The following is a 17,484-nucleotide window of genomic DNA, read 5'->3' as shown; positions in this document are numbered from 1 at the left end:
AAGAGTGCAGGTCGATTCGCTTCCGTCCCCGCTCCGCAATCTCGCGTCGCGGGTGTGGCTGTGGCGCGTCGCATCGGCGCGCTCGCGCACGATCCGACCGAGGGATGCGCCGCAGGCGTACGCAGCAGGGCGCGACAGCATCCGGATGCTCGTCGTCGGTTCCGGCCCTGTCGCCGGCTGGGGCGTCGGCAGTCACGATCTCGCCCTGCCGGGCGCGCTCGCCCGCGCCGTCGCTGCGACCACCGGCCGCGGTGCCGTCGTCGATGTGATCCCGGGCACCGACACGGGCGTGCGCTCGGTGGGCGCACTCCTCGACGACGCCGACCTGTCCCGGTACGCGGCGGTCGTCGTCAGCGTCACCATGACCGATGCACTGCACCGGGTGGCACCCGAGCGGTGGGAGGCCAGGATGCGCACGCTGGTCGGCCGCATCCGGTCGCGGACCGACGCGACCATCGTGTGGCTCGGCTGCCAGCCGATCCGCTCGATTCGGCCGTACGACAACGAGTACGGCGACATCGTGCAGCGCACCGCCACCGAGCTCAACCGCCGGGCCGCCGAGGTGTGCGCGAGTTCGGCGGCGACCGTCTTCATCCCGTTGGGCGCGCCCCCGCACAACGCGAGCGCCGGGCACCGCACCCCTGCCGACTACCTGTTCTGGGCGCGGCAGATCGCCGATGTCGTCGCGCCGGATCTCGCCGACTCCGTCACCGCCATCCCACCGGCGCCCGCCACCGACCGGGTGGATGCGATCAAGCGGCTCCGCCTGCACGAGCGCTCGCCCGATGCACGGCTCGACGGTCTCATCGGCACCGCCAGGCGCACGCTGCAGTCGGACATCGCCCTGTTCTCCGTGCTGGACGACGAGAAGCAGTGGCATCTCGCGTCGAGCGGAACGGCGCTGACCGAGTTCCCGCTGGAGGAGTCGGTGTGCATCTACACGATCGCCACCGACGACGGCATGGTGGTCCCGAACGCGGAAGACGACCCTCGGTTCTCGGAGAACGCGATGGTCACGGGCCCCGCGCACCTGCGGTTCTACGCCGGCTACCCCGTCGAGGCGCCGGACGGCACCAGGATCGGCGCGATCTGCGTGTTCGGCCGCACGGCGCGCGACCCGACGGAGTCCGAGACGGATCTCGACGTGCTCCGCGAGCTGGCGCTGCTCGCTCAGCGTGAGCTGTGGCGCTGGGAGCCAGGCGAGCAGTAGGCGGCGGGGCGGGGCGCCTCCTGGGCACAAGAAACGGGCAGGGCGGCTCAGCCGCCCTGCCCGTCGTGCAAAGCGAACCCTAGAGGGCGCGAATGTTCTCCGCCTGCGGACCCTTGGGGCCGTTGGCGGTGTCGAACTCGACCTTCTGGTTCTCTTCGAGGTTGCGGTGGCCGGCGTCGCCGCCGACGATCGCGCTGTGGTGCGCGAAGACATCCTTCGTTCCGTCATCGGGTGCGATGAACCCGAATCCCTTTTCGGAGTTGAACCATTTGACGGTGCCGGTGGCCATATCGTCATTCCTTTATTCGTGTTGCGGGCCACGCGATGCGACCCGTCGACCACGCCTTTCAAGACGCGGACGGTGTTGCGCGAACCGTTCGGCGGTACGCGCGAGATTGCTGGCCCCTGGATGCGGTCGGCGGCGGATGCTGCGCGGAACCTGCAGGGGCGGATGGTGCGGTGAGTGTCCGTTCGGCAGCGGATCGCTGCGAAGAAACGGCCAGAAAATCGCCGGACGCTGCCTCAGAGCTTAGCGGTCCTTCTTGAGAGCGAGCAGAACCCGCTCCAGAGAGCCGCCGAGGCCCCACTTCTCGGAGAGGGCGGACAGGGCTGCGAGCTGGGTGCCGTCCGGCGTGGGGATGCGCGCATCCACCGTGGGCAGGTCGAGGTCGCGCACCACTTCGACCACGCGCGGCGCGACCTCGAGGTAGTCGGCTGCGGCTTCGAACCTGGCGCGCATCGGCGCTTTCATCGAGCTGCCGGGGTCGGCCGCGGCGGCGAGGATGCCGTCCAGGTCGCCGTATTCGGTGAGGAGCGCGGTCGCAGTCTTCTCGCCGATGCCGGCGACGCCAGGCAGTCCGTCTGAGCTGTCGCCGCGCATCACGGCGAAGTCGGCGTACTGCTGCGGCCGCACGCCGTACTTGTCGACGACGACCGACTCGGTCAGCGTCTGCAGGTTGCTCATGCCGCGCGCGGTGTAGATGACGCGCACGTCCGCGGCGTCGTCGACGAGCTGGAACAGGTCGCGGTCGCCCGTGACCACATCCACGGGATGCGCGGCCCCCGTCGCGAGCGTGCCGATCACGTCATCCGCCTCGTGCTGCGCAGCGCCGACGATAGGGATGCCGATGGCGCCGAGCACCTCCCGGATGATCGGGACCTGCTGAACCAGAGCCTCCGGTGTCTCCTCGACGTCCACGCCGCCAGGGTTCTCCTCGGCCACCCGGTGCGCCTTGTAGCTCGGGATGAGGTCGACCCGCCACCGGGGACGCCAATCGTCGTCCCAGCACGCCACCAGTTCGTCCGGCCCGAAGTCGGTGACCAGCTTGGCGATGATGTCGAGGAACCCGCGCACGGCGTTCACCGGCGTGCCGTCTGGGGCGCGCACCGTATCCGGAACCCCGTAGAACCCGCGGAAATACAGGGAGGCACTGTCCAGAAGCATCGTTCGCCCGGTCACGGGTCGATCCTCCCACGTCCGCCCGCGCTACGGGAGGATGTGCCCCGCCGTCGTGAACAGGCGGTACCACTCCTCGCGGGTGAGGGGCACGTCGCTGCCCGCGGCGGAGTCGAGCAGGTGGTGGATGTTCGTGGTGCCGAGCACGACCTGGATGTTGGCGGGGTGCCTGGTGATCCAGGCGACGGCGATCGCGGCGGGCTGCACGTCGTACTTCGCGGCGAGCGCGTCGATCACGTCGTTCAGTTCGCGGTAGTTCTCGCGGTCGCCGAGGAACACGCCGTCGAAGAAGCCCTTCTGGAACGGCGACCAGGCCTGCAGTGTGATGCCGTTGAGGCGGCTGTAGTCGAGGATGCCGTTGTCGCGGTCGATGGACTGGTCGAGGGCGGCCATGTTCGCCGCGATGCCCTGCGCGATGATCGGCGAGTGGGTGATGCTGAGCTGCACCTGGTTGACCACGATCGGCTGACGGACGGAACGCTTCAGGAGCTCGACCTGCCCTGGGGTCTGGTTGGAGACGCCGAAGTTGCGGACCTTGCCCGACTCGAACAGCTCGTCGAACGCCGCAGCGACCTCATCCGGCTCGACCAGGGTGTCCGGGCGGTGCAGGAGCAGGAGGTCGAGGTAGTCGGTCTTGAGGGCCGAGAGCGACTCGTCGACCGTGGTCAGGATGTGCTCGCGGGAGAAGTCGAAGTAGCCGTCCCTGATGCCCACCTTCGACTGGATCTGCACCTGGTCGCGCTCCGAAGCGGGGATCGCACCGGCGTCGCCGAACCGCTTCTCGCAGCCGTGCCGCTCGTCGCCGTAGATGTCGGCGTGGTCGAACATCGTGATGCCCGCATCCCGAGCCGAACGCACCAGCGTGCGGATCTGCTCGTCGTCCAGCGGAGTGATCCGCATGAGGCCGAGGATGATGTTCGAGGTTTCGACGGTGGTGTTCGGAAGGGTGAAAGTCTTCATTGCCCTATTCTGCGCTCATCGCCGCCCTCCCCGCCCGGATGCATGACTTGGGCCGTCGCGCAACCCCTGTACCCCCTCGGGGAACGGTCTACCGTTCGAGTTCCGACCGACGGAGGAACCATGACGATTTCCCACGCTGACCAGCACGCGTGCGACCGCTTCCGCGCGGAGACCCACCTCGAAGCCCGCCCGGCGGCTGCGCCCGGTTACATCGTGCACGCCCTCGGCCGCGAATTCCGGGTCAGCGACGAGATGGCGCGCATCTTCCTCCGCCAGGTGGAACGCGTCCTCGAGACGGACACCTCCGCCCTCGTGGTGCTGCGGCACGCGCACGGCGTCGAACTGCTGCTGGTGCGCGACGACAACGCGTTCTCCATCCGGCAGGAGGATGCGGTCGAGGCGACGCGGGATGCGCACGCGCTGACGGCGTGACGGGGTGATCTGACGGCTCAGCGCCGTCCGCGTTGAAACAGCGCCGCCGCGGACGACTGCATGATCCGGTCCCCACAGATCCGGGTGACCGCCAGATAGACGACGGCGACCACAGACGCACTCACGACGAGCAGCCCCGCGCGTTCCCACCATCCGGTAGGCACATCGATCAACGTCGTCCGCACCAGCAATGCCCCGCCCCCGGCAGCCACCGTGCCGACAGCGCTCGGCCACAGCGGACGCAAGAGCTCCATGATGCGCACGCTCTCACCAAGTCGGCGCAGGGTGCGGATGAGCAGGGACGCGCTGACCAGGAATCCCACGAGGTTGGCGACCGAGATGCCGACCGCGATCGTCGGAACGGCGACGTCGGCTCGCACGAACAGAGCGACCACACCCGCTCCCGCCGTGATGATCGCCACGACGACCTGCGCGACGAGCACGCTCGCGCCGGACCGCAGTGCGAGACTCACCCTGTTGAGCGCGTACATCTGACTGAACCCGGTCATCCCGATCGCCAGCAGGGTGAGCACGTCCCCTATCACGGTGCTGTTCCACAGGACGGCGCCGACCAGGGCGCCGCAACCGACGAGGATCGCCGTGAACAGCCCGGAGACGAACGCGAGCTGCCGCAGCGAGGATCGCGTGTCCTCGATGACCAGGTCGCGTCGGCCCTCCTCGACGTGGTGGCTCATCTGGGTGAAGAGGGCCGTCGTCAGGGCGACCGCGAACACGCCGTGCGGGAGGAGCGCGACCAGGTACGCATTGTTCAACGAGTTGAGGCTGGCCCCGTCGATCCCGGCCGCGTGCAGTTCGGCGCCCGCGCCGTTGGCGACGTTGCTGACGACCAGGAACGCGAGCTGACCGGCGACGACACCGCCGAAGGCGAGCGCCGCCGTCCTCCCGGACCCGCCCATCCCGCGCATCCCGAACTGCCAGCGGATGCGGAACGGCAGGCGTCGGAGGTAGAGAACGAGGATCGCGCTCTGGACCGCCACCCCGAGCGTCGCGGCTCCGCAGAGCACGATGACCATCGGCGTCGTCCACGCATCGGGCGCCGTGTTCGTGGACGGGAAGGCGAGCGCGAACACGCCCAGCCCGGCGACGGCGACCACGTTCGACACCACAGGAGCCCACGCGAACGGGCCGTAGATTCGGTGCGCGTTGAGCACCTGTCCGAGCACGGTGTAGACGACGAAGAAGAAGACCTGGGGGATGCACCAGTACGCCATCGAAGTGGCGAGCGTCAGCCACTCCTCCGGCCAGCCGAACGCGAAGAGCCGGACCAGTGCAGGCGCCGCAACGGTGAGGGCGACGGTGAGGACGAGCGACGCGCACACGCTGAAGGTGATCAGCCGGTTGATGTCACCGTGATCGCCTGCCCGGCTGGCGCGCACGATGTCGGGGACCAGCACGGCTCCGAGCAGGCCACCGGCGATCAGACCGTACACCTGCGTTGGCAACTCGTTGGCGACGCCGAACGCCTGACCGCCGACGGCGGCGCTGGTGCCGCCGATCAGCAGCACGATCAGCACGTTTCGGGCGAACCCCGTCGCTCGGGAGATCGTCGTCGCGAGCATCATGCTCGACACTGCTCCGCGTGGGCTGCGAGATGGGGCTTTCAGAACACCCGTCCTTCGTTCGGAACCCTCATGCTAGCGAGCCGAGGGTCCGAAACGTCTAATGCGGCGCGCTGACCGTTTAGTCGAAACCACCACGAGCCGTTCGACGTATTACCGTAACGTCACCCTTCAGGAGGCACGGAATGCGCTATTTGTTTCTGATCCAGACCGCTCTCGACGGCGAACCGTACCGGAAGAGCGAGGACAACATCGACGAGTGGATCGCCGAGGTGGATGCACGCGGCAGGGAGGCGGACGGGGACCGTCTGCGGCCGATCGAGGAGGCGAAGACCGTGCGGGTTCGGCACGGGCGGCTCGACGTGGTGGACGGGCCGTTCACCGAGGCGAAGGAGTGGGTGGCCGGGTACGACGTCATCGACTGCGACTCGATGGAAGACGCCATCGACCTGGCGTCGCGGCACCCGATGGCGCGATTCGGGCGGATCGAAGTGCGGGAGCTCTGGCCTCTGCGCTGAGCGCGCTCGGTATCCTCGTTGCGTGAGCGAGGCAGGAGACGCAGGGCAGGCCAGCGGCGCGGACGCAGACGCACGCGCGGATGCCGACGTCGTCGCGCGCATCCACCTGGCGCTCGCCGACGCGGTGGCGCGCCTCGTCGCTGCCGGTGCGCGCGACGAGGCGCTGGCCGTGTTCGTCCCCCGCCAGCGCCGGATGCTCGTCACGCGGGAGGCGGTGCTGCGCCCGGTCGGGCGGGTGTGGCGGCTGGGCGTGCTGCTGCTCGACGGCGACGGCGTGCTGCGGGCGACGGGCTCGATCGTGCGGGCGACGGAGCCGGGCAGGCCCGCATACCAATCGCTGTCGGCCGAGACCAGGCGCGCGTACCGGGCGGCAGCGCAACGCGGCCACTTCCCTGCCGGGGAGACCGTGAACTACGACGCCGAGGTCATCGAGGTGGATGCGGACGGTCTGCGCGCATCCACTGGTCCCGTCTTCGTGCGCGACGGGCGGGCGTTCGTGCGGTGGAACGCCGCGACCCCGGATGCGGCCGTTCCGTTGGAGGCGTACCTCGCGGAGCGGGTCGGCCTGCTGGCCGACCCTCCGCTCGGGGCATGACGCCGCTCTAGCTGGTGCTCTTGCCGGTGAGGTCGTCGAGCTTGCCGCTCGCCTTGTCCACGGCGTCGCTCACCCGGTCGCCCAGTTCGCTCGCGGCTTTACTGGCGAGGTCGCCTGCCGCGCCCTTCACCTGCTGCACGGGTTCGGAGTGGGTGAAGCCGCTGACCTGTCGCTTGATGGTGTCGTACGTCTTGCGGCCGGAACGCGAACCGAGCACGAAGCCGACGGCCGCTCCTGCCAGGAAGATGATGAATTTCATCGTTGTCCTCTCGATGGTGGTCTGTTGCACGCACCGTACCCGCGCCCTTCCGGATGCGACAGGGGGCCGACCGTCGCGGCGCGGCGCGGCGGAGCGCCTCGGTGCCAGAATGGCTGCGTGTCGGAGCCGTCGAGCGTCCGCCGCTCCGAGAGCGGAACCAGCGCAGAGGTGCGCGCGTTCGAGCACGCCGTCGCGGCCTGGTCTGCCGGGGACGCCGCCGCCCCAGCACCACCGGGGTCCGTCGACGTCGCCGTGCTCGTCGAAGGTGCCAGCGACCGCGCCGCGGTGGAGGCGCTGGCCGACACGCAGGGACGCTCCCTGGCAGCGGACGGCTGGGCCGTGCTCCCGATGGGCGGCGCCATGAGTGTCAGACGGTACGTCGGCCTGCTCGGTCCGGACGGGCTCGGGCTCGCGCTCCGCGGGCTCTGCGATGCGGCGGAGGTGCGATTCTTCGACAGGGCGGGGATGCGCCCGGCAGACGTCCACGTCTGCCGTCCCGACCTCGAAGGGGAGCTCATCCGGGCGCTCGGAACGGCCGGAGTGGAGGCTGTGCTCGACGACGAGGGCGATCTGCGACTGTTCCGGATGTTTCAGCAGCAGCCGGCGCAACGGCCGAGGACGGTCGAGCAGCAGCTGCACCGGTTCCTCGGCACCACCTCCGGCCGCAAGGAGCACTACGGCCGCGCGCTTGTGCTCGCCCTTCCCGCCGATCGGGTGCCCGGGCCGCTTCTAGGGCTGCTCGCGCGCGGCTGACCAGGGCCGCGCATCCCACGGGTATCGTGGCCTCAACTTAGTGGCCTCAACCCGACAGGAACAGGAACCCCGATGGTCGCCCATGTCACCCCGCACCTCGAGCAGCGTCTGCGCGACATCTTCGACCGCAGGGACAGGCAGAACATGCAGCCGACCATCGACGCCTTCCTGGAGGTGCTGGCCGAGAACCCAGGCAACGCGTACGTGCTCTACGACGTCGGAGGGTCGTACGACACGGCGGGCGAGGAGGAGACGGCGCTCGGCTACTACGAGCAGGCGATGGATGCGGGTCTCACCGGCGACACGCTGCGCCGCTGCCTGCTGCAGTACGGCAGCACGCTGCGCAACCTGGGCAGGTACGACGAATCGCTCGCGGCCCTCGACCAGGCTCTCGCGCTGTACCCGAAGTCGGAATCGGTGCGGATGTGGCACGCGCTGTCGCTGCACGCGGCAGGGCGCAGCGACGCGGCGGTGGCCTCGCTGATGGAGCTGGCCGTCGACCACATCCGCACCGAGGACCTGCTGCGGTACGAAGCGGCGATCCGCGGCAACGCGGAGTACCTGCACTCGCTCGACCGCGGCTGACGCGCGCTCGGCGCGGTCGCGGCTCGTGCGAAAGGCGCGGTCGCGGAGGCGCGAAGCGCACGTTCCGCACGACCCGTGCGAAAGCGCGCTAGGCGAGCAGGGCAGCGATGAGGAGCAGGGCGGGAACCGCGAACAGCGTCGTGAGCAGCACGATGTCGCGCGCCACGGGCATCCCGCGCTCGTAGCGGGCGGCGAAGTTGTAGACGTTCTGCGCGGTGGGCAGCGCGGCGAGCGCGACGGCCGCGAACAGCGCGTGCCCGTGCATCCCGAAGCCGAGCCAGGCGACGAGGAACGCGATCAGCGGCATCACAGCCGCCTTGATGACCGAGGCCGTCAGGATCTCGACGCGTCCGTGGTCGGCGTTCAGCGGGCGGGAGCCGTGCAGGGACATCCCGAACGCCATCAGCACGAGCGGCACCGCTGCTCCGCCGAGCAGGACGAACGGCTGGAACACCGCATCCGGCAGCTTGACACCGCTGAGGTCGACGAGGATGCCGAGCACGGAGGCGATGATCATCGGATTGCGGATCGGCTGGGTGAGGATCGACCGCACGGAGACCGAGCCCCTGGAGGTGACGTCGAGCACGGTGAGCGCGATCGGCGCGAACACGATGAGCTGCAGCAGCAGCACGGGCGCGACGAAGGAGGCGCTGCCCAGCACGTACACCGCGACGGGCAGCCCGATGTTGTTGGCGTTGACGTACCCGGCTCCGAGCGCGCCGATGGTGGTCTCCGCCGCCTTCCGCTTGAAGAACAGCCGCGAGAGCAGCACGAAGAGTCCGGCCGACGCGAGGGCTGCGACCGCGGAGACGACGAGCTGGGCCGAGAAGACCACATGCAGGTCGGCCTTCGCCAGGGTGACGAACAGCAGTGCCGGATTGGTGACGAAGAACGCGATCCGGTTCAGCACGAACGCCGCCTGCGGGCCGCCGATCCCCGCGCGCCCCGCCACGTAGCCGACGGCGATCACGAACGCGATGATCGCGAACCCGATCACCACTCCGCCCATCGTCCCAGCCTACGGCCCCGGCCGCACGCGGTCTCCGTTCGGAAGGAGAACCGAGCTCCTGCCGACCGCGATCTCCTTCCGGACGGAGTGGCGGACGGCGTGTCGACCGGGACCTCCTGCGTTAGCGCCGAACGGCCCTATTGCAGGAACCTTCGGACGACACGCCGCCGCGGGCTCCGTTCGGAAGGAGATCGTGCCGCGCAGGGCCGCTGAGTCCGTTCGGAAGGAGATTCGGTTGGGCCGCAGGAGGCGCAGCAGGGCGCGGCAGCAGGCACAGGTAGGCGCGGCAGGCGGCCCGCGCATCCACGGGGGCGCAGGCGAAAGTACTATGGATGCACGTGACCGCAACACGCAAACTTCCCGTTCTCGTCCTGGCCGGCATGGTCGTCGGCTCGATGGTCGGGGCCGGCGTGTTCTCGCTGCCTGGCACGTTCGCCGGCGCGACCGGGGCGATCGGCGCGATCGCCGCCTGGGCCATCGCCGGAGCGGGGATGCTCACCCTGGTGTTCGTGTTCCAGCGGCTCGCCGTGCGCAAGCCCGCGCTCGACTCCGGCATCTACGCGTACGCCAAGGCCGGGTTCGGAGACTACGTCGGGTTCTTCTCCGCGTTCGGATACTGGGCGAGTGGATGCGCGGGGAACGTCACGTACTGGGTCCTGATCGGCTCCACCATCGGCGCCCTCTTCCCCGCGTTCGGCGCCGGGAACACCGTGCTCGCCGTCGCCGTCTCGACGGTGGGCGTGTGGGGGTTCTTCCTGCTGATCAGGCGCGGGGTGCCGCAGGCCGCGTTCATCAACACCATCGTCGCGGTCGCCAAGGTGGTGCCGCTGGTGGTGTTCCTGGTGATCGTCGTGGCGATCGGCTTCAACTGGAACACCTTCACCCTCAACCTGTGGGGCACGGGCAGCCCGGATCTGTCGTCGCTGTTCGGGCAGATCCAGCAGACGATGCTGCTGACGGTGTTCGTGTTCCTCGGCGTCGAGGGCGCATCCGTCTACTCCCGGTATGCGAAGAACCGGCGCGATGTCGGGCGTGCGACGCTGCTGGGCTTCCTCAGCGTGCTGTGCCTGTTCGTGCTCATCACGGTGCTGTCGTTCGGCGTGGCCCCTCGGGCGGAGATCGGCGGGATGCGGGAGCCATCGGTCGCGAGCGTGCTGCAGGCGGTCGTCGGGCCGTGGGGATACACGCTCATCAGCGTCGGTCTCGTCGTCTCCGTGCTCGGCGCATACCTGTCGTGGACCCTGATGGCGTCGGAGGTGCTGTTCACCACGGCCAGGAACGAGGACGCCCCGCGGTTCCTCGCCGCTGTCAGCAAGCGGAACGTCCCTGTCGCTGCACTGGTGCTGACGACGCTGCTGGTGCAGGCGCTGCTGGTGGTGACGCTGTTCTCGGAGAACGCCTTCCAGTTCATGCTGAGCCTGTGCAGCTCGCTCGCCCTCATCCCGTACGTGCTGACGGCCGGCTACGCCCTCAAGCTCGAGACCCGCGCGGGCGACGACCCTGGCGGCCGCAGCAGGCGCGGGCTGACGGTGGCGATCATCGCGACCATCTACACGCTGTTCCTGATCGTCGCGGCCGGGCCCGGCTATCTGCTGCTGACGTTCATCATCTACGCTCCGGGCACGCTGCTGTTCGTGGCGGCCAGGCGGGAGAGGGGGCTGCGGGTGTTCCGGCCGTACGAGGCGGTGCTGTGCGTCGTCGCCGTGCTGCTGGCCGTCGCGGCCATCGTGGCGCTCGCGGCGGGCTGGATCACGATCTAGCCCGGATCACGACCGAGCCGGCGTCAGGACGGAGCCGGCGTCACGACCGAGCCGGGGTTCTCCCCCTCCCGCCCACCCGCACGGCGAGCGCGATCATCAGCAACACGACCGCGGCGGCGATGGCCGTGATGGCGACGGGGGCGGAGACGAGTGTGCCGGTCAGCCGGGACACCCCGATCCAGGCGAGACCCCACGCGCTGGCGACGGCCGGCGTCAGGCGACCCCTGTCCCAGATCGCGAGCGCGGCGCCGAGGACGGTCGCGACCACGACGAGCGCGATCCCCCAGGCGTGCGGACTCCAGCCGAAGCCGTCGAATCCGGCGGCGACGAGCAGGCTCGTCACGTTGGCCACGGTCGCGACCATCACCCAGCCGAGGTAGAGGCCCGTCGTCCCATCGAACAGGATCGCGTCGGCCGTCGACCCTCCGTGGATGCGCTGCAGCAGCACGAACGCCACGATCAGCACCACGAGCAGCGCTGCGATGAGGACGGCGGAGACCGCGAGCATCCCGAACTGGACGCTGAGGATCCAGAAGGCGTTCAGCAGGAGGGAGGCGAGCATCCAGTAGCCGATGCCGCGCTGCCGCGGTTTGGCGGCCTGCGACGGGAACGCCTGCCAGATCGCGTAGCCGACGAGGCCGAGGTAGATGACCGTCCAGATGGCGAAAGCCGGTCCGGCGGGCGAGAGCATCGTGGCGTCCGCGCTCAGCGCGCCGCCTGCGGCCTTGGCGATCGGGGTTCCGCCCGCCGCTCCCGAGCCGACGAACGCGCCGACGAGCGCGAGCACGGCGGAGACCAGCACCGCGACCTGCCGCACCCGGTCGGCGGCGACAGGGCGGGCGCCGATCGAGGTGGCCGCGGCGGTGGAGGTGGAGGCGGAGGTCATGCGGCACACGATATGCCTAGCCGGGCTAGACATCAACGGCGCTCCGTCACGCCGTAGCGATCACGACCGTGGTGTCGTATTCGTCGGAGGTCGCGATCCGAACGCTCAGCCCCTCCCGCTGGAACAGCGCTGCCGTCTGCGTCGCCTGCTCGCCGCTGGTCTCGATCAGCAGCGAGCCGCCCGGCGCCAGCCACTCGCCTGCGCCGGCGGCGACGCGGCGCTGCACGTCCAGGCCGTCACCGCCTCCGTCGAGGGCGAGAGCCGGCTCGTGCAGCCGCGCCTCGGGAGGCATCAGCGCGATCGCGTCCGTCGGAACGTACGGAGCGTTCACGGCGAGCACGTCCACCCGCCCGCGCAGGGATGCGGGAAGCGCGTCGTACAGATCGCCCTCGTAGACGCTGCCGGCCGGCTCGATGTTCTCTCGCGCGCACCGCACAGCAGCGGGCTCGACGTCGCACGCCACCAGTTCCACGCCAGCGCCGGCCCTGGATGCGATCGCCGCCCCGATCGCGCCGGCTCCGCAGCAGAGATCGAGCACCACCGCATCCGGAGCGGCGAGTGCCACGGCCTGCTCCACCAGGAACTCCGTGCGGTGCCGCGGCACGAACACGCCGGGCGCGACGCGGATGCGCAGCCCGCAGAACTCCGCCCAGCCGATCAGCGGCTCCAATGGCAGGCCGGAGACGCGCTTGGCGACGAGATCTTCCAGCTCCTGTGGGCTCGAGGCAGCCTCGGCGATGAGGCGCGCCTCGTCCTCCGCGAACACGCAGCCCGCCGCACGCAGGCGCGCGACGATGGCCGGGTCGGGGGCCGGGTCGGGGGCCCTCGCTGGCGTGGTCACGGAGGTCATGCTAGCGCCGCGGACAGGGGAGGTACGACAGCCGCCAGGCCCCGACTCCCTCGCCTCCGCGAACCTCAAGGCCCTTGACCTCCTCCCCTGAGGCGGTATGGATGGGTTCATGAAACGCATCCACTACGCGAGCGGGTCCCTCCTGACCGGTGACGCGATCGCCGATGTGCTGCTGCGTTACGCCGCGGCACTGGCGTCGAATCGCACGGCCGCCGAGGTGTCAGCTCCCGCGGTCGCGGAGGCGGGAGACGTCACAGAGGTGATGCTGGTCCTCGGGCCCGCCAGCCAGATCCTCGCGGAGAACGCACCGGGCATCGAGGAACTCGTCGACGACGAGTTCGTCGCAGCGCTCGAGGGGAAGATGGCGGCGCTCACCAGCAGGGCCGGTTTCGTGACGAGCGGAACCGAGGAATCGGACGGTCTGGATCTGGATCTGCTCTGAGGCGTTTCGCGGGCGACCTCTGAAAGTTCGTCCGATGCACTGGTGCATCCCGAATCGCCGCGTACTATCGCGACGAGACAGCAGAGGATACGGGAGAGGGTATGCAGGTGTTCCACGTCTACATCGACGACCTCCGGTTCACCTTCGTCGACCGCGCTCCCGTTGAAGAGCTGAAGAGCAACGTCGTGAAGGCCAGCCGCTCCGATGGAGACTTCGTACAGATCACGCAATCGAGCAGACCGCCGAGCGAGGTGTTCGTCACGAGCCAGACCAAGGTCAGGATCGAGACGGCCACCATTCCGCGCGACCCAGGCGACGGTGGAGCGGACGACGACGACGCCTTCTGGTTCGACTTCGACTCGCTGAACTGATCGCGCGGCGTCCGACATGACCTCGCTCTGGCTTGACCTCGCGGCCGAGATCCCCACGGATCGGTTCCAGCGGGACGCCGAGTACGACGCGGTGGTCGTCGGCGCCGGGCTCACCGGGCTCAGCACGGCGTTCATGCTGGCCAGGCACGGGATGCGCGTCGCCGTCCTCGAAGCACGCACCGTCGGTGCCGTGACCACCGGGAACACCACGGGCAAAGTCAGCCTGCTGCAGGGCACGACGCTGTCGCAGATGCGACGGCACACCACAGACAGGGTGATGTGCGCGTACGTCGACGCCAACACAGCAGGACAGGGCTGGCTGCTCGACTATCTGGACGCCAGGAGCGTCCCGTACGAGGTGCGCGACGCGTACACGTACGCGACGACGCTCGACGGACGCGACCGCCTGGACGCCGAGCTCGCCGCCGCGCGCATCGCCGGGCTGGGCGCAACGGAGGAGCGCGGCTGCGAGCTGCCGTTCGCCGTCGAGGCCGCCCTGCGATTGCCTGCGCAGGCGCAGCTCGACCCGATGCCGCTGCTCGCCTCGCTCGCCGCCGACCTGCGCGCGCTGGGCGGCGTGATCGTGGAGGGCGAGCGCGTGTCCGGAGTGTCGGCGTCCGAGCCTGCCGTGGTGACGAGCACGTCCGGGACCACCCGCGCCGCCAACGTCATCCTCGCGAGTGGGACACCCATCCTCGACCGCGGGCTGTACTTCGCCAAGACGGAGCCGCTGCGCTCGTACGTCGCGGCGTTCCGGGTGCCGGGCGAGCTTCCACGGGGGATGTACCTGTCGGCGGAGTCTCCTGCGCGCTCGCTGAGGACCGCGACGACGCCGGACGGCGAGCTCCTGGTCGTCGGCGGGAACGGCCACGTCGCCGGGCGCGCCGACTCTCCCGCAGAGCTCGTCGCGGAGCTCACCGCCTGGACGGAGACGACCTTCCCCGGTGCCGTCCGCACGCACTGGTGGTCTGCACAGGACTACCGGTCGGCCAACCAGGTGCCGTTCGTCGGCTGGCTGCCGCGCGGCAGAGGCCGGGTGTTCCTCGCGACCGGTTACAACAAGTGGGGCATGACCAATGCGGTCGCCGCCGCCATCAGCCTCACAGCCGACCTCACCGGCGAGACCCTGGAGTGGGCGCGCGTGCTGCATCACAGGGTCACGCATCCGATCGACATCGCCACGGGAGCCGCGTTCGGCGCCGGCGTCGGAAAGGCGGCCCTGACGAAGTGGGCCGGTGCGGAGACCGGGCAGCAGCTGGCGGTGGATGCGCCGCCTCCCGCCGAAGGAACGGGTGTCGTCGGTCATCGCGGCGCCGCGCCTGTCGCCGTCTCGACCGTGGACGGGGTGACCTGCGCGCTTTCTGCGGTCTGCACCCACCTGGGCGGCGTCGTGCGCTGGAACGATGCGGAACGGTCCTGGGACTGCCCGCTCCACGGTTCCCGGTTCGCGTCGGACGGCAGTGTGCTGGAGGGCCCTGCGACGGCCGCGCTCGCCAGGGTCGACAGCGCGCCCCCGCCCGCCGCGCCTGGCGAGGAGTAGTCACGGCGGTCTGTCCCGCAGTAGGGTCGCGGCATGACTATTCCCAACGACGACAGCAAGCCGGAACAGCCCACCGGCGGTAACGTTCCCCCTGTGCCGGACGCCGGAGGGGCCGTCCCGCCCGTTCCGCCCACCGAGCCGGCCCAGCCGCCTGCCGCCGCGGAGCCCGTCACCCCTCCGCCCGCAGCGCCGGAGCCGCCCGCAGCGCCGGAGCAGCCCGCAGCGCCGGAGCCGCCGGCGTTCGCGGCGCCCACCTCGGCACCCGGCTACCCGCCGGCGGCCGCGACCGGCGGCTTCCCAGCGTACTCGGCGACGCCCTCAGCGCCCGTCGCCGCCCCGACCACTCCGCCGCAGCAGGTAACGATCGCATTCTGGCTGTACATCGCGGCCGCCGTGCTCAGCGTCATCAGCGGCATCGCCACCGCCATCTCGGTGTCGGCGAACCGCGCGATCATCCTCCAGCAGGTCACGGACAGCCTGAAGAACGCGCAGACCAACGGCACGAACCTCGACGCGAACTCGCTCGCGGACGCCGCGGTAACGTTCGGCATCGTCTGGGCGATCGTGACGCTTATCTTCTGGGCGCTCGTGTTCGTACTGTTCGCGACCTTCATGCGCCGCGGCCGCAACTGGGCGCGCATCGTGCTGACGATCCTCACGGTCATCTCGTTCCTGAACCTCGCGACCATCTACTTCATCGGCGGCATCCAGGTGATCGCGGCGATCGTGGCGACCATCCTGATCTGGCTGCGGCCCGCCTCCGAGTACTTCGCCGCAGTGAAGGCGTCGCGCGCGCCACGCGCCTGACCTCGCCGGAGCAGATCCGCACGAGCTAGTTCGGCACAGGCACTTCACACGCTGCGATCCCCGGTCTACCGTGGGCGCCGGTCGTCGTCATGGTCGACCGGAAAAGAAAGCAGGTAACGGAAAATGAACATTCTGCTCATCGTGATCGCGATCGTCGCGATCGTGCTCCTGTTCACCGGCGGATTCGTGCAGGCCCTCAACTGGCTGCTCTGGGTGGGAATCATCCTCCTGGTGTTCGCCATCATCGTGTGGCTGGTACGCATGATCAGTGGTCGGCGCTCCGTTTAGAACGACTCGGACGTCAAAGGGCCCCGGATGCACGTGCATCCGGGGCCCTTCGCCGTCAGCCGCTCAGCCGCGGGCCGCTGCAGCCGCCTTCGCCAGGGCGGTGAACTCCTCGACGCCGAACGCGGTGCCCGCGAGGCCCCAGCCGCCTTCCGCCGCCTCCTGCAGGATGACCCAGGTGCGGGCCGCCTGCGTCTCGTCCCCTGCGAACCTCGCAGCGATCTCCGTGGCCTCGCGCACGAGCTGCTTCTGGCCGTCTCGGTCGAGCGAACCGGGCGGGGTGATCACCTGGATGCGCACGGTGCGCGCCGATGGCGTGTTCGCGGTCGAGACGGCCGTGGCCGGCAGCCGGTGGATGAACGCGGCCGTGTTGTCGAGGTGGAACGGACCCGGCTGGGCGACGCCTTCCGCCCGCAGCACGGCGTGGGTGAGTTCGTGTCCGAGCTGCTCGTCCGCGTCTGCGGGGAAGAGGTCGGCCGGCGCGTAGACGTCGATCATGGGCATGGGATGCTCCTCACGAAATTATGATGGTGTGCATAGACGATAGATTATGACGACCGTCATAGTCAAGGAGGGAGTGCCGTGGCCACCGATGTGCGCACCAGGATGGTCGATGGAGCGATCCGCCTGCTCGCCACCCGCGGCCTCGCCGGCACGTCGTTCTCCAGCGTGATCGACCTCACCGAGACCCCGCGGGGCTCGATCTACCACCACTTCCCCGGCGGGAAGGACGAGCTCGTCGCGGCGGCGATCGACCGCTCGGCCGAGAACGCGGTGACCCTGCTCGACCAGCGCGCCGGCGAATCGGCGGAGCGGGTGGCCGAACTGTTCCTGGACTCCTGGCGCCTCCTGCTCACCCGCTCCGGGTTCGCAGCCGGATGCGCGCTCGTCGCGGTCACGGTCGACACCGACTCCGCCGACCTCCGCGCACGCACGGCGGCGGCGTTCCGCACCTGGCAGGACCACCTGGCCGCGCTCCTCACCCGGGGCGGCCTCTCCACCGACGACGCAGCGCGCTTCGCGACCCTGCTGCTCGCCGCCTCCGAGGGCGCCGTGCTGCTCTCCCGCGCCACGGGCGACACCGCCGCCTTCGACGCGGTCGCCGCAACCCTCCTTGCCCAGGTGCGTGCCGCCTCCCGCTGATCCCATGTCTTCTCCATCCGTCGTATCGCGGGGGCCGGGTTCC

Annotated in this window: 22 protein-coding genes; 13 read left to right on the top strand and 9 right to left on the bottom strand. The window is 69.8% G+C overall.

The window, feature by feature from the left end; genetic code table 11:
• Positions 1-4: 4 nt before the first annotated feature.
• On the top strand, positions 5-1,210 hold the full coding sequence (locus ASE16_RS16480; RefSeq protein WP_055897572.1) for a GDSL-type esterase/lipase family protein: 1,206 nt from the start codon (positions 5-7) through the stop codon (positions 1,208-1,210).
• A 79-nt stretch (positions 1,211-1,289) separates the two neighbouring features.
• On the opposite strand, the gene ASE16_RS16475 is transcribed toward ASE16_RS16480, so the two are convergent.
• The 3 genes from ASE16_RS16475 to ASE16_RS16465 all read right to left on the bottom strand — a co-directional run bounded on the left by ASE16_RS16475 (position 1,290) and on the right by ASE16_RS16465 (position 3,626).
• Positions 1,290-1,499 carry a cold-shock protein gene (locus tag ASE16_RS16475; protein ID WP_055897570.1) on the bottom strand — a complete coding sequence of 70 codons (210 nt, stop codon included), beginning with the start codon at positions 1,497-1,499 and terminating at the stop codon, positions 1,290-1,292.
• A 240-nt stretch (positions 1,500-1,739) separates the two neighbouring features.
• Positions 1,740-2,654 (bottom strand): 5'-3' exonuclease, encoded by a 915-nt coding sequence (locus tag ASE16_RS16470; protein ID WP_055898915.1) that lies wholly within the window; start codon positions 2,652-2,654, stop codon positions 1,740-1,742.
• Positions 2,655-2,696: 42 nt separating this feature from the next.
• A complete protein-coding gene (locus tag ASE16_RS16465; protein ID WP_055897567.1) occupies positions 2,697-3,626 on the bottom strand; it encodes an aldo/keto reductase in 930 nt (309 codons plus the stop codon).
• A 120-nt stretch (positions 3,627-3,746) separates the two neighbouring features.
• Between ASE16_RS16465 and ASE16_RS16460 the strand changes: the two genes are divergently transcribed.
• Positions 3,747-4,058 (top strand): hypothetical protein, encoded by a 312-nt coding sequence (locus ASE16_RS16460; protein WP_055897564.1) that lies wholly within the window; start codon positions 3,747-3,749, stop codon positions 4,056-4,058.
• 17 nt (positions 4,059-4,075) lie between these two features.
• Here the strand turns inward: ASE16_RS16460 and murJ are convergent, their stop codons facing one another.
• Complete coding sequence (murJ, locus tag ASE16_RS16455; RefSeq protein ID WP_055897561.1) at positions 4,076-5,641, bottom strand: murein biosynthesis integral membrane protein MurJ; 1,566 nt, start codon at positions 5,639-5,641, stop codon at positions 4,076-4,078.
• Between the two features lie 182 nt (positions 5,642-5,823).
• On the opposite strand from murJ, the gene ASE16_RS16450 reads away from it, so the two are divergent.
• Together ASE16_RS16450 and ASE16_RS16445 are read left to right on the top strand one after the other, a co-directional pair.
• Positions 5,824-6,156 (top strand): YciI family protein, encoded by a 333-nt coding sequence (locus tag ASE16_RS16450; protein ID WP_055897558.1) that lies wholly within the window; start codon positions 5,824-5,826, stop codon positions 6,154-6,156.
• A gap of 22 nt (positions 6,157-6,178) precedes the next feature.
• Entirely contained in the window at positions 6,179-6,751 is a 573-nt protein-coding gene (locus ASE16_RS16445) for a hypothetical protein (protein WP_055897555.1), read from the top strand.
• Between the two features lie 7 nt (positions 6,752-6,758).
• Here ASE16_RS16445 and ASE16_RS16440 read toward each other — a convergent pair whose 3' ends face one another.
• A complete protein-coding gene (locus ASE16_RS16440) occupies positions 6,759-7,010 on the bottom strand; it encodes a YtxH domain-containing protein (protein WP_055897553.1) in 252 nt (83 codons plus the stop codon).
• Between the two features lie 117 nt (positions 7,011-7,127).
• On the opposite strand from ASE16_RS16440, the gene ASE16_RS16435 reads away from it, so the two are divergent.
• The gene (locus ASE16_RS16435; RefSeq protein ID WP_235500546.1) at positions 7,128-7,763 is read left to right on the top strand and encodes a TOPRIM nucleotidyl transferase/hydrolase domain-containing protein; all 636 of its coding nucleotides are present in this window, start codon (positions 7,128-7,130) and stop codon (positions 7,761-7,763) included.
• Positions 7,764-7,835: 72 nt separating this feature from the next.
• Entirely contained in the window at positions 7,836-8,348 is a 513-nt protein-coding gene (locus ASE16_RS16430) for a tetratricopeptide repeat protein (protein ID WP_055897550.1), read from the top strand.
• A gap of 88 nt (positions 8,349-8,436) precedes the next feature.
• On the opposite strand, the gene ASE16_RS16425 is transcribed toward ASE16_RS16430, so the two are convergent.
• Positions 8,437-9,357, bottom strand: a complete 921-nt coding sequence (locus ASE16_RS16425) for an AEC family transporter (RefSeq protein WP_055897547.1) — start codon at positions 9,355-9,357, stop codon at positions 8,437-8,439.
• Positions 9,358-9,689: 332 nt separating this feature from the next.
• Between ASE16_RS16425 and ASE16_RS16420 the strand changes: the two genes are divergently transcribed.
• Complete coding sequence (locus ASE16_RS16420; RefSeq protein WP_055897544.1) at positions 9,690-11,117, top strand: basic amino acid/polyamine antiporter; 1,428 nt, start codon at positions 9,690-9,692, stop codon at positions 11,115-11,117.
• Positions 11,118-11,157: 40 nt separating this feature from the next.
• Here ASE16_RS16420 and ASE16_RS16415 read toward each other — a convergent pair whose 3' ends face one another.
• Positions 11,158-12,003 (bottom strand): TspO/MBR family protein, encoded by an 846-nt coding sequence (locus ASE16_RS16415; protein WP_055897541.1) that lies wholly within the window; start codon positions 12,001-12,003, stop codon positions 11,158-11,160.
• Between the two features lie 46 nt (positions 12,004-12,049).
• The gene (locus tag ASE16_RS16410) at positions 12,050-12,844 is read right to left on the bottom strand and encodes a putative protein N(5)-glutamine methyltransferase (RefSeq protein WP_235500544.1); all 795 of its coding nucleotides are present in this window, start codon (positions 12,842-12,844) and stop codon (positions 12,050-12,052) included.
• A 118-nt stretch (positions 12,845-12,962) separates the two neighbouring features.
• Here ASE16_RS16410 and ASE16_RS16405 point away from each other — a divergent pair, with 118 nt between their 5' ends.
• The 5 genes from ASE16_RS16405 to ASE16_RS19880 all read left to right on the top strand — a co-directional run bounded on the left by ASE16_RS16405 (position 12,963) and on the right by ASE16_RS19880 (position 16,301).
• Complete coding sequence (locus tag ASE16_RS16405; RefSeq protein WP_055897535.1) at positions 12,963-13,295, top strand: hypothetical protein; 333 nt, start codon at positions 12,963-12,965, stop codon at positions 13,293-13,295.
• Between the two features lie 101 nt (positions 13,296-13,396).
• Entirely contained in the window at positions 13,397-13,666 is a 270-nt protein-coding gene (locus ASE16_RS16400; protein ID WP_055897532.1) for a hypothetical protein, read from the top strand.
• Between the two features lie 16 nt (positions 13,667-13,682).
• Positions 13,683-15,206 (top strand): FAD-dependent oxidoreductase, encoded by a 1,524-nt coding sequence (locus ASE16_RS16395; RefSeq protein ID WP_055897528.1) that lies wholly within the window; start codon positions 13,683-13,685, stop codon positions 15,204-15,206.
• A gap of 33 nt (positions 15,207-15,239) precedes the next feature.
• The gene (locus tag ASE16_RS20165) at positions 15,240-16,013 is read left to right on the top strand and encodes a hypothetical protein (RefSeq protein ID WP_235500543.1); all 774 of its coding nucleotides are present in this window, start codon (positions 15,240-15,242) and stop codon (positions 16,011-16,013) included.
• A 123-nt stretch (positions 16,014-16,136) separates the two neighbouring features.
• The gene (locus ASE16_RS19880; RefSeq protein WP_143465476.1) at positions 16,137-16,301 is read left to right on the top strand and encodes a DUF4175 domain-containing protein; all 165 of its coding nucleotides are present in this window, start codon (positions 16,137-16,139) and stop codon (positions 16,299-16,301) included.
• A gap of 63 nt (positions 16,302-16,364) precedes the next feature.
• Here ASE16_RS19880 and ASE16_RS16385 read toward each other — a convergent pair whose 3' ends face one another.
• Complete coding sequence (locus ASE16_RS16385) at positions 16,365-16,802, bottom strand: tautomerase family protein (RefSeq protein WP_055897526.1); 438 nt, start codon at positions 16,800-16,802, stop codon at positions 16,365-16,367.
• Positions 16,803-16,880: 78 nt separating this feature from the next.
• Here ASE16_RS16385 and ASE16_RS16380 point away from each other — a divergent pair, with 78 nt between their 5' ends.
• Positions 16,881-17,441, top strand: coding sequence for a TetR/AcrR family transcriptional regulator (locus tag ASE16_RS16380; RefSeq protein ID WP_055897523.1), 561 nt, complete (start codon positions 16,881-16,883; stop codon positions 17,439-17,441).
• The last annotated feature ends 43 nt before the right edge of the window (positions 17,442-17,484 follow it).

Origin of the sequence: Leifsonia sp. Root227 (assembly GCF_001428745.1) — a bacterium.
GTDB lineage: Bacteria > Actinomycetota > Actinomycetes > Actinomycetales > Microbacteriaceae > Leifsonia.
Note: the sequence above shows the minus strand (reverse complement) of the source record. Positions and strands in the feature narration are given on the sequence as shown.